Consider the following 13,662-nt stretch of genomic DNA (forward strand, 5'->3'; position numbering starts at 1 on the left):
GATCTGTGCTCATCCGGTGGCCCGCTGGTACGGGATGCCGTACGGCGCGAACACCTCGTGCAGCATGCGGTCGCTCTCTTCGTCGTACCGCACCGTGTAGACGGCGGCCTGACGGAGCTGCTGGATGGTCAGCGCGACGCCTGCCGTGCGGGCCACGTGCATCTCGACCGACCGGTGGATCGCGATGGCGGACGGCATCACGGACCCCTGACGCTGGGACTGCCAGATCCTCAGCCACACCGGCCGTGTCGTGACCTCAGGCGTCATCGCGCACCGACCGCACCAGAAGAACGGCGGCTAACAGCGCCATGACGATGCCGGATCACAGATTGGCGGTCGCGCCGCCGGCGATGCCATCGGGACAGATCGACGAGACTCACCGCCGCCTCCTCACCTCATCGGGCCGGGATGTCACCATGCTCCCCGCCATGACGTCAGCTGGCATGGCCGGTGGCGCCCGAAGGTGCCTGCTGCTGGCATGGATCTTCAACCCCAGCTAGCCGGTAGCCAGCTGCGCGCGGCAGTCCTACGCGTGCGGAGTTGTTTCCCGGACGTTCATCCGTTCACCGGGGCGGCTGAAGATGCTGAGGATTTCTGTGGGCTCGTTGCCGGTGCTACCGAACCAGTGCGGCTTTTCGGTGCTGAACTCGGCGACGTCGCCGGGGCCGAGCACCCAGTCCTCGTCGCCGAAGACGAGGCGCATATGGCCGGACAGCACGTAGATCCACTCGTGGCCGTCGTGCGCCCTGAGCTCCGGGGTGACGTTGCTGGTCGGGATGACGATCTTCCACGCCTGCGTGCCATCGGGCTGTTGCGTCAGCGGGATCACCGTCCGGCCCTTGACGCGACCGGGCTTGAGGCGGATCCGTGGATCGCCCTGCACCGGTGCGGCGACGAGGTCGTCCAGCGGCACCCGATACACCTGCGACAACGCGAGCAGCAGTTCCAGGGTCGGCCGGCGCTGCCCGGTCTCGAGCCGAGACATCGTGCTCTTCGAGATCCCCGTCGCTGTCGCAACCTCGGTGAGGGTCATCCGGCGGCGCGCACGTAGTCGCTTGAGCCGTCCCCGACTCCCTCGAGCACCGCGGCGATCTCGGCCGCTGAGGTGTCCTCCACGAACACATCTGACCCCCGATTCCCACAAACAGCAACCTTCGTCGCCGAACTCACCACCCGGCCCCAGCCTTGGAGCATGACCACACCATCTCTCAGTCCCAAGCTCAACCCGACGTCCAAGCCCGCTGTACCGGGACCGCCGACCAAGCACCAGCTGGCCCTGATGATCTGGCTGGCCGTGTTCCCGACCCTCACCGCTCTCAACCTCGTCTTAGGTCACTGGCTCGGCACGCTCACGCCGGTGGTGCGGACGTTCGTCCTCGCGACCATCGCCGTACCGATCGTGATCTACGGACTGATGCCGCAGCTGCACCGGCTGCGCCGACGCCTTCTCACCCGCCACATCCACTAGAAAGGGCTGCAAACCATGAGTGCACAGATCAACGCCGCCGTTCCCGTCGAACCACGTGTACGAACACCGGTCCCACGACGCCATCAGGAGCTGACTACCCGGCGGATGAACGCCATGCGGTTCGGGTACGCGTTCATGGGGGTGGGGATCGCGGTCGTCAAGTGGCCGGTTCTGCTCCAGGACGTTCGATCGCTGCCGGTGATGGAAGGGGTTGTCGCCTGCCTGCTGACGGCCATGTCGTTGCTGGCGTTCCTAGGGCTCAGATACCCCGTGCGGATGCTGCCGATCCTGCTGTTCGAGGTGTGCTGGAAGGTCATCTGGATCGGTGCGGTCGCGATTCCCCACCTGATCGCCAACGACCTGAACGCCGCAGCGCGCGACGTGCTGTTCAACTGCTCCTTCGTCGTCGTGATCCTGGCCGTCATCCCTTGGCGCTACACCTGGCGGCGCTATGCCCGGACCCCTGGCGATACCTGGCGCTGACCGTCGATCAGGGGCGCCAGGTGCCGTCGAGGGGGAAGCGGGCCGCGGCCGCGACGTGGTCGCGGGACTCCAGGAGGCGTGCCTTGAGCGCGGGCAGGTCGGCTCCGAGCAGTCGGCCATCACGTTTGACGACTTGTCCTGCGACCAGGACTGTCTCGACGAGACCGGGGTGGGCGGCGGTGACGATGGTGCCGACAGGGTTGTTGAAGGGGAAGACGGTTGGGTCATCGGTGCGGAGCAGGACCACATCGGCGGCGTTGCCCGGTGTGAGGCTGCCGGTCGAGAGGCCGCAGACCCTCTCCGCAGACACGAGCTAGCCGCTACACCCCGGAGCCGGCGGTCTAGTGAGGCCGGCGGCGGGGTCGTCGACCGCTGCCGCCGGCCCGTTGTTGATCAGGTGAGGGACTCGAGGGCCGTGTGGACGAGGTCGGCGACGGCCTGGGGCTGGGACACGTAGACCGAGTGGCTACCGGGGACTTCCCGGACCGAGGCGCCGGCTCGTTCGGCCATCGCGCGCTGGGCCGGTGGCGGGATCATGCGGTCGTCGGCGGCGACGAGGTACCAGCTCGGCTTGCTTCGCCAGCCGGGTTCGGTGACGGTGCCGCCGAGGGCGTCGACTCCCCATGGGACCTGGGAGTCGGCCATGAAGGCGGCCTCGTCGGTCGGCAGGTCACCGGCGAACGAGTCGTGGAACTTGTCCCGGTCGAGGAACAGGTAGCCGTCCCGCGGCGGCAGAATCGGCGGCACGGGCGCACCCGGTGGCGGGTCGGCGATGAGGGTGTTGACGGACTCGCCCTTGTCGGGGGCGAATGCCGCGATGTAGACGAGTCCGACGACGCGCGGGTCGCTGCCGGTCTCGGTGACGACCACGCCGCCGTACGAGTGACCGACGAGGACCACGGGCCCGTCGAGCTCGTCGAGGACCTGCTTGGTCGCGGCTACGTCGCCTTCGAGGGAGACGGTCGGGTTCTGTACGACGGCGACCCGGTGCCCCTGGGCGCGGAGCCGGTCGTAGACACCTCGCCATCCGGAACCGTCGACGAATCCTCCGTGGATGAGTACGACGGCCGGCCGGGTGCTTGTGCTCATGACGTCCTCCTTGATTGTGGACCGATGCGGTGACGCTAGGCGGGGGTCGGCGTTCGGGGCATCGGGGATACCCCTCGACCGCGGTGGTCAGGACCCTCGATCCGGGCGTGTGCGGTGCAGGATGATGTCCTGGTGGATGAGGTTTCGGCGGCCGCGTACGGGCTGTTCGGCCGTGAGGACGCGGTGCATGCGGTGAGCGACGTGCTGGACCGGGGCGGGAGCGCGGTGGCGATCGGTGATCCCGGGGTCGGCAAGAGCAGCTTGCTGAAGGTCGCGGATCAGCTGGCCCAGCGCCGAGGGCGAAGGGTGCTTTCGCTCGCGCCGACACAGTTCGACCGGGGCCTGCCGTTCGCCGGCCTCGCCGAGCTCATCGGCCAATGTCCGCCGGGATCGGAGCTGACCCTTCCGGCGCCGCAGCGGCGCGCACTCGCGGTGGCTCTGCACCGTGACGAACCAGGCGATCGCGACGCCGATGCCCTGGCGGTTCCGCTGGCGGTCCAGGGCCTGCTGAAGCAGCTCTGCGCGGCCGAGCCGGTGACCCTGATCATCGACGACCTGCAGTGGCTGGACCAGGCGACTGTCGGCAGCCTCGGCTTCGCGCTCCGCCGGATCTCGGTCGAGCCGCAGCGGTTGAGCATCCTGGTCGGGACACGGCCGGATCGGGACGCCGGCGCCGATTTCATCGGCGAGCTGCCCGGGCCGCACCGCGAGCTGTCGCTGCCGGCCTTGGAGGACTGGGCGATCGGCCAGTTGCTGCGCACTCGCCTGGGTGCGCGGTGGACTCCGCCGATGAGCGCTGGGGTGGCGCGGGCCAGCGGCGGGAATCCGTACCTTGCGTTGATGATCGCGCAGGCGATGCAGTCAGATGTGTCGAAGTGGCGCTGGAGCGCCCAGGACGGCCACGAGCCGGTCTTCCCGGTACCGCCGAGTCTGGCTGGGCTTCTCGGCGAGAAGGTCATGTTGCTCCCGCAGAACGCACGCGACGTCCTGCTGCTCGTTTCTGCTGCTGGACGGCTTACGGTCGACACACTGCGAGCAATCGTGGATGACGCCGAGGTCGAGTCCGCCCTGGAGGCTGCCGCGGACTGGGATGTGGCGACAGTGGGTGCTGGGTCGGTCGTTGCGTTCACCCATCCGATGCTGGCTTCGGCGATCTACGAGGCCGCCCTACCTGCTGACCGTCGCCGCGCCCATCGCGCTCTCGCGGAACTGCTGGACGACCCGGTCGAGCGTGCCAGGCATCGGTCGAAGTCGATCGTCGCCCCCGACAAGGCCGTCGCCGGTGAACTGGAGGGCGCCGCGGAGATCTCTCGGGCGCGCGGTGCCCAGCAGCTCGCCGGGGAGCTGCTGGAGGGCGCCGCGTTGGCCACGCCGTCAGCGATGGACACCGCTGATGGCTTCCGTCGCTGGCTTCGGGCCGTGGACAGCTACGTCGATGCCGGCGATGGCCTGTCGGCGCGTGCAGCCTTGGGCAAGGGAGCGGCATTGGCAGGGAGTTCGCAGGATCGAGCCCAGGTCTTGGTACGTCGGGCCCGGCTGGCCGAGGATCTGCGGGAGTCTCGATCTCTGGCCGAGCAGGCATTCCGGATCGCGCCGGCGGGGGAGGTCCGTGCCGAGATCCTGCAGACCCTGAGTGAGCGCCACCGCATGGAGGGGCACGGCAGGCTCGCCCTGCGGCTGGCCCGGATGGCGATTGCGGAGGCGGTCGCGGCGGATCGGCCGGACATTCAGCTGGTCGCGCTGTATCAGCGGCAGTCGATCGAGCAGATCTGGGGGATCGATCGGCCCGAACGGACGCTGCGCGAGATGGAGCGGCTGGTCGCTCGGTCATCCCTTGAACTGTCGCCGGCGGAATGGGCCGGAGCACGCAGCTTCTATGCGGCCTGGAACGACGGCACCGCCGAGTCGGTGGTCCGCGATGCCATCGTGAAAGCGGTCGATGCCGGCCGGTACGCCGACCTGTCCAGCCTGTACATCTGGCTGGTTCTCGTCCTGATCCGCGCGTCGAAGGTTCCCCAGGCGCAGGCTGCTCTGGAGGAAGCGGACCGCTCGGGTGCGTGGGGCACGGTCGGCTTGCAGGAGAGCATGGCCCGCATCCTGATCAAGGAGTACTCCGGCGACCTGGACGGGGCCCGCGAGTTGGCCCGGCACGCTGCGGAACGCTCGAGGTCCAGTGGGCTGATGTACTGGCTGGGCGGCTTCCTGGCTCAACTGGGCTTCATCGAGGTCTCCGGCCGGAACTGGCCTGCGGCGCTGGAGTCGTTGCGTGAGCTCGCGGAGATCTTCGCGATCACCAAGATGGTCGACCTGGAGCAGCTGTTGTGGCCCGTCGACTACGCAGACGCCGCATTGCAGGTCGGCGTACTGGACGAGGTCGAGGTGGCGATCGACCTCCTGCGACGCCAGGGCGCGGCCGGCCGGCCGGAAGCGGCAGTCGCCGCGGACCGTTGCCAGGCTCTGTTGGCCGCTGCCCGCGGGGATGTCGACGGAGCGTTGATAGTGCTTCGCAAAGTCGTCGGCAACACGGGAGCGGAGTGTCCGTTCGAGGCGGCGCGATCCCTGCTGGCGCTTGGGCAGGTCTATCGCCGCGCCGGACACCGACGCTCGGGCGAGGAGATGCTGCTCGGCGCAGCGGCGGCTTTCGAGGAGTTGGGCGTTCCGCGGTGGGCAGAACGTGCCCGTGACGAAGCCGACCGGATCGGGTCTCCCTCGACCACAATGATGCTCACGGCAACCGAACGCCGGGTCGCCGACCTGGTCGGCTCGGGCCACTCCAATCAGGAGGCCGCTGCTCAACTGTTCGTGTCAGTCAAGACTGTGGAAGCCAACCTGACTCGCATCTACCGCAAGTTGTCGGTCCGGTCGCGCACCGAGCTCGCCAACCGACTGCACCAGCTCGACGCCGATGGCCTTTGAGATGCAGCAGTTCACAGCCGACTGACGCGTCGCTCCAGCGGGGCGTCGGCGTGCTCCAGCCGAAGCGCACCGTTGACAGGGTCTGACCGTCCGAGGATGGTAAGCAACCAGGGCGTAGGCCGGGGGGCTGCTTTCAGGTGTGCGTCGGAGGGTAGCGATGGGCGCCGATGGCCTGGCTCCCCGCGAGGAGTTCGGCCACGTGACCAATCGAATCTCGAGTCTGTCGTCTTCGCGTCGGGCCGCGCTCATCGCCGGTGTCGGCTATCTGACGATCTTCCTCCTGGCGATCTTCGCCAACTTCTTCGTCCTCGCGGGGCTCATCGACCCTGACAACGCCCACGCCACCTTCACCAACATCGCCGAGTCCGAGCTCTTGTTCCGTTTCGGCCTCGTCAGCTTCCTGGTGGTGGTCATCATCGAAGTGGTCGTCACCTGGGCGCTGTACGTCCTGTTCGAAACCGTCAACCAGCAGGTCTCCCTGCTGGCAGCATGGTTCCGGCTCATTCACGCGGCGTTCCTCGGCGTCGCGGTGGTCTTCCTTTTCATCGCGCTGCAGTTGGTCAGCGGTGCGGAGTACTCGGCGGCATTCGAGCAACGTCAGGTCGACGCACAGGTGAAGCTGACGCTGGAGGTCTTCGACTACACGTGGCTGATCGGGCTGGCGCTCTTCGGCGTACATCTGATGCTGCTCGGCTATCTGGTGGTCAAGTCAGGATTTGCCAGCAGAGTCCTGGGCGCGCTGCTGATGGTCGCTGGTGCGGCATACCTGTTCGACACCCTCGCGCACTCGCTGCTGGCCGACTACGCAGCCAACGAGACTGTGTTCTTCTTGATCGTCGCTGTGCCGTCGTTCGCCGGTGAACTGTGGTTCCTGGTCTGGCTCCTGGCTCGAGGTGGGAAACAGCCGGCCGCCACCGCCCGCCCTGTCGACGACACGGACGGCGACCGACTGATCCGAAGCCAGTAGTCACCACCCCTGCCGTCCGCGTGTGCGACGCAGACCGAGTGGAATCGAGATGCGTGACGATGACAGCCGTGTCACCGTCGGGTTCCATGGCAGCCAACGACTTCCGCGACGGTGCAGACGGGTCCGACGATGCGCAGGTGGCGGAAGCCATCGCTGCGGAGCAGGAGTCGCTGAGTCTGGCGTGCCGTGTCGACCCAGCACGCCTGCGGCGGTTGATGGCCCCGGACTTTCATGAGTTCGGGGCATCAGGGGGTGAGATCGAGTTCGAGGGCACGGCCGAGCTCGTTGCGGCCAGCACCGACCCGGGCGGTGAGCCGATCCGGTTCCACGACATGCGCGGCTACCGGTTGGCCGAGGGGCTGGTGATGGTCAAGTACACGTCTGACAACGGTGTGCGGCGGTCCAACAGAACCTCGCTCTGGCGTCGGGTCGGCCGGGGCCATTGGCAGATCTTCCACCATCAAGGCACACCAACCCAGCAGTGACGTGCGCCGACGCACAGTGTGTGTCAGCCTCGGTAGGTGGTCAGGGTGTCGGTCAGGGCTTGCGCGATGGGTGTCGCGTGGACGTGGAGCTTGTTCGCGATCTTGGTGCTGTCGACGATGAACGGTTCTTCGAACAGGTACTGCATTTCGGTGAGTTCTCGGACCGCTGGGTTGAAGAGGCCGAGAGCGCGGAGCATCAGCGGTGGCATGGCGCGGAGCTTCGTGCGGGGTTGCCCGGCGTCGTGGTAGACGAGGTCGACCAGCTCTCGCGTACTGCGTGTGTCCGGGTCGTTCGGGACGTGCCACACCTGGCCGGGGGCATCGGGGTGTTCGCCAAGTACTGCGAGTGCTTCGCCGATGTCGGGGATGTAGGTGTAAGTGTGTGGCTGGTCGGGATCGCCGAGCACGGTTGCGGTCTTTCCGGCCAGGGCGGCGGGGAAGACGCGGTCGCCGAGATTGGATTGCGCGCCGCCGCGGGGGCCGAAGTAGTCGGACGCGCGGCCGATCGCGACCTCGACGCGGCCGGCGGTGTGGACGGCGAGGAGTTGGCGTGCCATTCGTCCTCGGAGTTGCCCCTTCTTGGTGTGAGCGTCGTAGGTGCGGTCTTCGGTGAACGTGCGGCCGGCAGGACGCCCGTACATGTAGACGTTTTCCACACTGACCAGCCGAGCGCCGGAGGCTTCGGCCGCGGCGAGCACACCCGCCTGCAGGGCAGGGAACTGCGCCGTCCATTCGGTGTACGGCGGGTTGAGCGTCTGGTAGACGACGCGGGCGCCCTTGGCCACGGCAGTGGTGAAGTCGGGGTCGCGGGCGTCGCCGCCGATGACCTCGACCTCATCGGGCACGCGCGCATGGCCGGAACGGTTGACGAGCCGGGCGGTCTCGCCGCGCTTGCGGAGCGCGGCGAGCAGTGCGAGTCCGGTCGCGCCGGTCCCGAAGATGACGTGCTGCGGGGTGCTCATGCCTGGGTTTCGATCGGTGTCTGCGTCGAAGCCGGGCCGGCCGCGGCGCGGTACGGCAGCAGGTAGTGCAGCAGCAGGCCGGACAGGGCGGAGAAGGTCACCGCTCCGTAGGCGCCGTAGATGGTGAACTGGTTCTCGACGCTGATCCCGCCGAGGGTGGTGACAGTCCAGCCCAGCGCCCACAGGATCGGCAGGGCGGCGGCCCATAGCCACCGCCGGTGGGTCCGGGCTGGTAGCGCGAGTGCCTGCGCCGGGCCGAGGACGATGCCGGTGAGAGCCCCCATCACGGCGAGTTCGCCCAATGACGTGCCGTACCCGACGATCGCGGCGCCGAGGAGGAGCCCTAGGCCCATACCGATCGCGGTGGCCGGAATCCATCGGCGCGGGTCGAGCCTCCGGCGGCTGACCAGCACTTGTCCAGTACCGAGGACGGCACCGGTGACCAACCCACCGAGCAACGCAGCGGGGGCGTCGTCCACGCGGCCCGCGGCCAGGTCGCCGGCAATGCCGGCGACGGGAAAGGCGAGGAAGCCCGCTGTCCAGAGCAACCAGGTTCGCAGGAAGACTGGCTGTGATGTTGCGAAGTGGGTCATGGTGTTCAACTCCTGAGCGCGGCAACGGCCGGCTGGATTGTGGTGCTTGTGCGCGGTGCCAGAAGGCACGGGCCCGGGTAGTCCTGGTCGAGGGATCTCGATCAAGGACGGATTCGGAAGCCAGGCGGTTGCCACGGCGGTTCCAGGCCGTGACTGCTGATTGTGTCCATGCGAACGGCCCCCAGCACGGACACGAAACTGTGGCAACCCCGATGAGCTACTGAGCGCAAGATCTGACCGCGCTGCCCCCAGCATGTGCCCTTCCCGACCCACTGTCTATACAGACCAGCTCAGGCGGTCCGGGCGTCAGAGACTGATGCTGCGCCTCGCGTCTTCGGAGGAACCTCGCCTCCGCCGACGGCCGATGCCGACGCTCGTGTCGTCGGTCGTGGCATCTCCGAGCCGGGCGAACTGGTTCGGCAGGCGGCGGGAGACTGGCTCTGGGGCGTCAGCGGCCGATGCCTGTGCGTCGTGTGGCGCAGCCGTCGCGGAGTGCGCAGGCGGTGCCAAGGTCCGCGCAGGTAGGTGAAACCGACGCTTGGAGTGCGGCGACTGCCTTCCGCTGCTTGTCGTCGTCCCACGTGTACCGTTCGTGCCATCCTTCGGCCGATCGGATTCCGACGGCGGGAGTGTTGAAGTGGTACTGCTGCAGTGCCTTGAGGTAGTCATCGATGACCGGCTGAACTTCCTCGTCGGCCATGTCCCAAGGCGATCGCTGCTTCTTTCGTCGTTCGGCAGCCCAGCTCTGCGCCCATGCAGCTGAAATGAGCATGGCCGCAAGCAACGAGCAGCCTGCGATGAGGAAGATCGGCCACCGGGCAGCAGTTACCCGCGCGTCGGACGTGGTCTCGAGATTCCTGTAGGTCAGGAGGCCGGCGCCGAGGATTGGCAGCGCAGTCGCGATCACGCCGATGGCGCGCAACCTCGCAACGAGCCTTGCGCCGACGCCGCCGAAGTCCCGTTGGGCGACCAGCGTCGCCGCTCCGGCCGAGATGCTCACCAGCAGCACGATGACGTTGGTCACTTGGTCCGACGTCCAGCCGGAGGTCGCCGGGAGTTGGTGCACCGCTACCGACAGGAGGACAGCGAAGGTCAGCCAACAGGACACCAGCATCGTCGTCAGCCAACCACGGGTGGGGATTCCCAGCTCGACCTGGGCGCGGCATAGCGATCCGTTCGGGATCTCGACCGCATGCAGTCCAGCAGTCGGCGAATGGCCGACGACGTGATCGGCAGAAACGTGCCGCATCGGATCGTTGGGCCGCCCCGCAAGCAGACTCGCCTCGATGATTTGCACGCCGCCTGGTGCTGCCACCTCGAAGTGATAGCTGGCCGCGTTTTCCGCTGCGGGGACTTGGAAGCGAACACGCGTCGGACGCAGCCCGAATGCCGCCGCAGTGTGGCTACGCTCGTACCAAGAGACAGCTCTTCCGGGCCGATAGGTAAAGCCGCCGTCGTCCTCCTCCGTCAACGAGGCGGTCTGGTACTCCCAATCGGTCGGCTCGTCGAACGCCATTCGCAGCAGACGATGGCGTCCGGCGGACACAGGCAGGAATACGTAGAGTGTGAAGTTTCCAGAGAGTCGGTAGAGGGCTGTGGTGAAGATCGGGTCGGCAGCGAGCTCGGTCAGGTACGCCGGCCGCGGGTGGCCGTCGCGATCCTCAAAACTCCACATGCTGTTGAGGATCTGGTGCTTCTCACCCGCGATCACCATGCGGACGAACCTTCGCAACTCGCTCCCGGCACCGGTCAGAGTCGGCGAGCGCGTCGCGGTGGCGGCCAGCAGGATCGACTGGTCGAACTGCTGGGCGAGTCGGATACCTGGCATCATGATCGGGTTGCCTTGCTCGTCTTGCAGATCAAGGTTGACCAGGGTCCGGCGGCGCATCATCGAGAGCGGCACCAGCCAGTGTTGGTCGCCTTCACGGTCGACGAAGACCGGCGCGTCCTGGCGGACGTTCAGTTCGATGCTAGACCGGCGGGAAATGTTGCGGTCGCTCTCGAACTTCACCTTCTCAACCCGGCGCAGCACCCACTCGCTGAACTCGAGCTCGGCTAGCAGCAGTCGCCGACCGATCTCGGCGCAGAACGCGTCCGGAAGCTCTTTACGCCATGCGCTCGCTTCCAGGGCGAGATCGGTGGGGTCGAAGGGCCAGCCGAGATTGTCCAGCGACGGTGTCAATCCATCGGTTTCTGCTCTAGAAGTCATTGAATCCTCAGCATCTGATCTCAGCTTGTTCAGAGTGACTCGAGACCTCCGGGAATGTCTCGAGCTGCGTGGCGGATCCTGGGCGTCCGTGACATGCCGCCTCGTGTCGCGTGATCGAGACGAGCCACGCCGTTGCCGTCGATGACGACGAGGCGGGGACCTGAACTCGGTCTGGATCAGAAAGGTGCACGCCGTCGGCCGCGGCACTGCCGATCTGACTCAAGATACCGTTCCCGCGAACTTGGGTCGCGCATTCCTGTGATGTATCTTGCCTTCGGCCGACGCATTGTTGTGGCTTCGCGTGCGAGCGCTCCAAGCGATACTCGATTGCGAGTTCGCGGAGCGCTAGAGTTGTGTTCCGAGCATCAGAATCGGCCCCCGAGTCGTCCTAAGAATGTGCGCCGACCGATTCACCTCGAAGGACGCAAACCACCCAGGAAAATCGTCGGTGCTCTTGTCACGTTCCTCCGCTGACTGCTAGGAGTCAAGGGGCTCGTCTTCAAGCAGTCAGAATTGGCGTCCATCGGAAGATAAGAGCAGGGTCTATCAGAAACAAGCGCTTCGTGGATGCCGCGTCGCAGAGGCGCGACGGGTGTTGCGGCACACGGTCCTACCCGGTCTGACCGTCGAAGTCGATCTGCTCGGGATGCGAACGTCGTCCTTGGCTGCGGTGGCGAGCAGGAGACAGCTTTGTAGTCGTCTGGGTTTGCGGAATCCTGACCCGGAGTTCGGTTGGTAATCGCGTTGGGCGAGTTGTTGTAGACGTGGGATCGCCGTTCGCCGCGCCGTGACGAGCGTTTCAGCGAATGGGGCGGGGGCGCAGAACCGTCTCGGCATTCCTCGCCATGCTTGCGTCGGCCCAGCGAGAACACAATCGTTCGATTTGGCTCCTGTGTTCTGCCGGAGTGTTCTGCGCAATTTCACAGCGATCAACTCGGCAGGCCAAGGAGACTGCGCTGCGATCAAGACCGCGATCACCGCCGCTCTGTCTGTTACAGCCGACTCCTACCAGGCGTGGCGCAGCCTCGACCACCTGCGAATCCCTGCTGTGGAACTCGATCTCATGGTGGGCACCGTCAGGCGCGACCAGTCCGCGACGGTCAGGAGAGGGTGATCAGGCGGGAGCCGTGGGCTGGAACGGCCTTGGCGGTCCAGGACTTGTTGAACTTGCCGAGGTTCTGCCGGCCGACCAGGTCGCGGATATTCCGATTGCCTCTGACGCCGAGTTGGTTCCACTGGACGGTGATGTCCGAAGATTCGTCTCCGAGGTTGTAGACCGCGACTGCCAGGCGGCCGTCGGGTAGCCGCTTCTTCCATACCTGCAGCGTGCCGCCGGTGACCTGGGTCGGGATCACGCCGGCCTGGTCGACCGCGATGACTTCGCGATTGGTGAGGATCGACACGGCCTTGTCGTCGATGGTGGAGATGTCGCCGCCGACGTACAGCGGTGAGGACGCCATTGACCAGAACGTCATCACGCTCTGCCGTTCGGTGTCGGTGATGCCGTCCTGGATTCCGAGGCCGGTGTTGTTGGAGATCGGCATCGAGTCGAGGTCCGGCCAGTAGTTCGGCTCGACCACGTCGAGCCAGTTCGGCAGGTCTTCCCACCGATTGTCGACCGAGCTGGTCCAGGTCGACACGGTGTTGCAGTAGCACTCGACGTCGGTGTCGACGCGGACGCTGTTCGCCCATGGCCGCAGGCCTTCGCCGGCGTCCCGCGGTACGGGCCAGGCGCTCGCGGTCAGCCACATCTTGCGGCCGCTCTGGTCGATCGCCTTCGACCAGGCCTCGATGTCCGGGATGTTGTCGGTGGTGACGCCGTCGACCTTGACGAAATCGACGCCCCAGGAGGCGAATCGGTCCGCGATCGAGTCGAAGTACGCCTGCGCGCACGGCTTGGTGAAGTCGATCTTCCAGTCGCCGCCCCACATGTTGGTCGGCGTCAGCGGCATCACGGTGATGTCCTGGGTCGTGCAGTTGGTGCCGATGATCGGGGCGTTCTTGTCGTAGATCGCCTTCTGCAGACCGGCGCCGCCGTACAGGCCGATCTTGAGCCCCTTGCCGTGGAGGTAGCGGGCCAGGCTGGCGATGCCGTGGGGGAAGCGCTCCGGGTCGGCCTCGGGGATGCCGTTGGCGTCGGTGCGGAACTGCCAGTCCCAGTTGGCGTTCCAGCCCGCGTCGAGGTTCACGTTCGTGTATCCGGCCCGCTTCAGGTTCGCGGCCATCGAGTCGGCGGTGTCCTTGATGTGTTCCTCGGTGAGCCACTTCGTCCCGTAGTCGGGGTGAGTGGAGGACTGGACGCTCCAGCTGCTCCAGCCCATGAACGGCTTGACGCTGAAGTCGCTCTTGGCGAGCGCCGGTGCGCTCGTGGACACCATGGTCGCGGTGAGGACGAGGGGTACGACGGTCGCCAGCGCGAGGGCACGGCGGAGGGGACGAACGGTGGACATGGCGTGGGCACCTTTCGTTGCGGGGCGTCCCGGTACCGTA

13 protein-coding genes are annotated in these 13,662 nt (G+C 66.6%); 5 read left to right on the forward strand and 8 right to left on the reverse strand.

From position 1 onward, the window contains the following. Positions 1 to 9 precede the first annotated feature (9 nt). Positions 10 to 198 carry a hypothetical protein gene (locus tag OG817_RS08465; RefSeq protein WP_360448407.1) on the reverse strand — a complete coding sequence of 63 codons (189 nt, stop codon included), beginning with the start codon at positions 196 to 198 and terminating at the stop codon, positions 10 to 12. A 328-nt stretch (positions 199 to 526) separates the two neighbouring features. Further along, positions 527 to 1,033: a helix-turn-helix domain-containing protein gene (locus OG817_RS08470; RefSeq protein WP_406053149.1), complete on the reverse strand. Its 507-nt coding sequence runs from the start codon at positions 1,031 to 1,033 to the stop codon at positions 527 to 529. 159 nt (positions 1,034 to 1,192) lie between these two features. Between OG817_RS08470 and OG817_RS08475 the strand changes: the two genes are divergently transcribed. Both OG817_RS08475 and OG817_RS08480 read left to right on the forward strand, forming a co-directional pair. Then, complete coding sequence (locus OG817_RS08475; RefSeq protein WP_406053150.1) at positions 1,193 to 1,468, forward strand: hypothetical protein; 276 nt, start codon at positions 1,193 to 1,195, stop codon at positions 1,466 to 1,468. 15 nt (positions 1,469 to 1,483) lie between these two features. Continuing rightward, on the forward strand, positions 1,484 to 1,951 hold the full coding sequence (locus OG817_RS08480) for a hypothetical protein (RefSeq protein ID WP_406053151.1): 468 nt from the start codon (positions 1,484 to 1,486) through the stop codon (positions 1,949 to 1,951). Positions 1,952 to 1,958: 7 nt separating this feature from the next. Here OG817_RS08480 and OG817_RS08485 read toward each other — a convergent pair whose 3' ends face one another. Next, a complete protein-coding gene (locus tag OG817_RS08485) occupies positions 1,959 to 2,261 on the reverse strand; it encodes a hypothetical protein (protein WP_406053152.1) in 303 nt (100 codons plus the stop codon). 83 nt (positions 2,262 to 2,344) lie between these two features. Further along, positions 2,345 to 3,040, reverse strand: a complete 696-nt coding sequence (locus tag OG817_RS08490) for an alpha/beta fold hydrolase (protein WP_406053153.1) — start codon at positions 3,038 to 3,040, stop codon at positions 2,345 to 2,347. A gap of 132 nt (positions 3,041 to 3,172) precedes the next feature. Here OG817_RS08490 and OG817_RS08495 point away from each other — a divergent pair, with 132 nt between their 5' ends. The 3 genes from OG817_RS08495 to OG817_RS08505 all read left to right on the forward strand — a co-directional run bounded on the left by OG817_RS08495 (position 3,173) and on the right by OG817_RS08505 (position 7,408). Continuing rightward, entirely contained in the window at positions 3,173 to 5,956 is a 2,784-nt protein-coding gene (locus tag OG817_RS08495; RefSeq protein ID WP_406053154.1) for an AAA family ATPase, read from the forward strand. Positions 5,957 to 6,113: 157 nt separating this feature from the next. Beyond that, the gene (locus OG817_RS08500; protein ID WP_406053155.1) at positions 6,114 to 6,923 is read left to right on the forward strand and encodes a DUF4386 domain-containing protein; all 810 of its coding nucleotides are present in this window, start codon (positions 6,114 to 6,116) and stop codon (positions 6,921 to 6,923) included. 86 nt (positions 6,924 to 7,009) lie between these two features. Continuing rightward, a complete protein-coding gene (locus OG817_RS08505; RefSeq protein ID WP_406053156.1) occupies positions 7,010 to 7,408 on the forward strand; it encodes a DUF4440 domain-containing protein in 399 nt (132 codons plus the stop codon). Between the two features lie 23 nt (positions 7,409 to 7,431). Here the strand turns inward: OG817_RS08505 and OG817_RS08510 are convergent, their stop codons facing one another. The 4 genes from OG817_RS08510 to OG817_RS08525 form a co-directional block, all read right to left on the reverse strand. After that, on the reverse strand, positions 7,432 to 8,370 hold the full coding sequence (locus tag OG817_RS08510) for an NAD-dependent epimerase/dehydratase family protein (protein ID WP_406053157.1): 939 nt from the start codon (positions 8,368 to 8,370) through the stop codon (positions 7,432 to 7,434). Continuing rightward, positions 8,367 to 8,963 carry a hypothetical protein gene (locus OG817_RS08515; protein WP_406053158.1) on the reverse strand — a complete coding sequence of 199 codons (597 nt, stop codon included), beginning with the start codon at positions 8,961 to 8,963 and terminating at the stop codon, positions 8,367 to 8,369. Before OG817_RS08515 ends, OG817_RS08510 begins: the two co-directional genes overlap by 4 nt. Before the next feature lie 448 nt (positions 8,964 to 9,411). After that, positions 9,412 to 11,172 carry a hypothetical protein gene (locus OG817_RS08520; protein WP_406053159.1) on the reverse strand — a complete coding sequence of 587 codons (1,761 nt, stop codon included), beginning with the start codon at positions 11,170 to 11,172 and terminating at the stop codon, positions 9,412 to 9,414. 1,100 nt (positions 11,173 to 12,272) lie between these two features. Further along, positions 12,273 to 13,622 (reverse strand): glycoside hydrolase family 27 protein, encoded by a 1,350-nt coding sequence (locus OG817_RS08525; protein ID WP_406053160.1) that lies wholly within the window; start codon positions 13,620 to 13,622, stop codon positions 12,273 to 12,275. Positions 13,623 to 13,662: the final 40 nt, after the last annotated feature.

The organism is Kribbella sp. NBC_00889, assembly GCF_045207705.1.
GTDB lineage: Bacteria > Actinomycetota > Actinomycetes > Propionibacteriales > Kribbellaceae > Kribbella.

Bases quoted from the DNA above. Each gene is read 5' to 3' on its own strand.
- OG817_RS08505 (WP_406053156.1), top strand. From the start codon at position 7,010: ATGGCAGCCAACGACTTCCGCGACGGTGCAGACGGGTCCGACGATGCG.
- OG817_RS08500 (WP_406053155.1), top strand. From the start codon at position 6,114: ATGGGCGCCGATGGCCTGGCTCCCCGCGAGGAGTTCGGCCACGTGACC.
- OG817_RS08480 (WP_406053151.1), top strand. From the start codon at position 1,484: ATGAGTGCACAGATCAACGCCGCCGTTCCCGTCGAACCACGTGTACGA.
- OG817_RS08515 (WP_406053158.1), bottom strand. From the start codon at position 8,963: ATGACCCACTTCGCAACATCACAGCCAGTCTTCCTGCGAACCTGGTTG.
- OG817_RS08465 (WP_360448407.1), bottom strand. From the start codon at position 198: ATGCCGTCCGCCATCGCGATCCACCGGTCGGTCGAGATGCACGTGGCC.
- OG817_RS08490 (WP_406053153.1), bottom strand. From the start codon at position 3,040: ATGAGCACAAGCACCCGGCCGGCCGTCGTACTCATCCACGGAGGATTC.
- OG817_RS08525 (WP_406053160.1), bottom strand. From the start codon at position 13,622: ATGTCCACCGTTCGTCCCCTCCGCCGTGCCCTCGCGCTGGCGACCGTC.
- OG817_RS08475 (WP_406053150.1), top strand. From the start codon at position 1,193: ATGACCACACCATCTCTCAGTCCCAAGCTCAACCCGACGTCCAAGCCC.
- OG817_RS08520 (WP_406053159.1), bottom strand. From the start codon at position 11,172: ATGACTTCTAGAGCAGAAACCGATGGATTGACACCGTCGCTGGACAAT.
- OG817_RS08510 (WP_406053157.1), bottom strand. From the start codon at position 8,370: ATGAGCACCCCGCAGCACGTCATCTTCGGGACCGGCGCGACCGGACTC.
- OG817_RS08470 (WP_406053149.1), bottom strand. From the start codon at position 1,033: ATGACCCTCACCGAGGTTGCGACAGCGACGGGGATCTCGAAGAGCACG.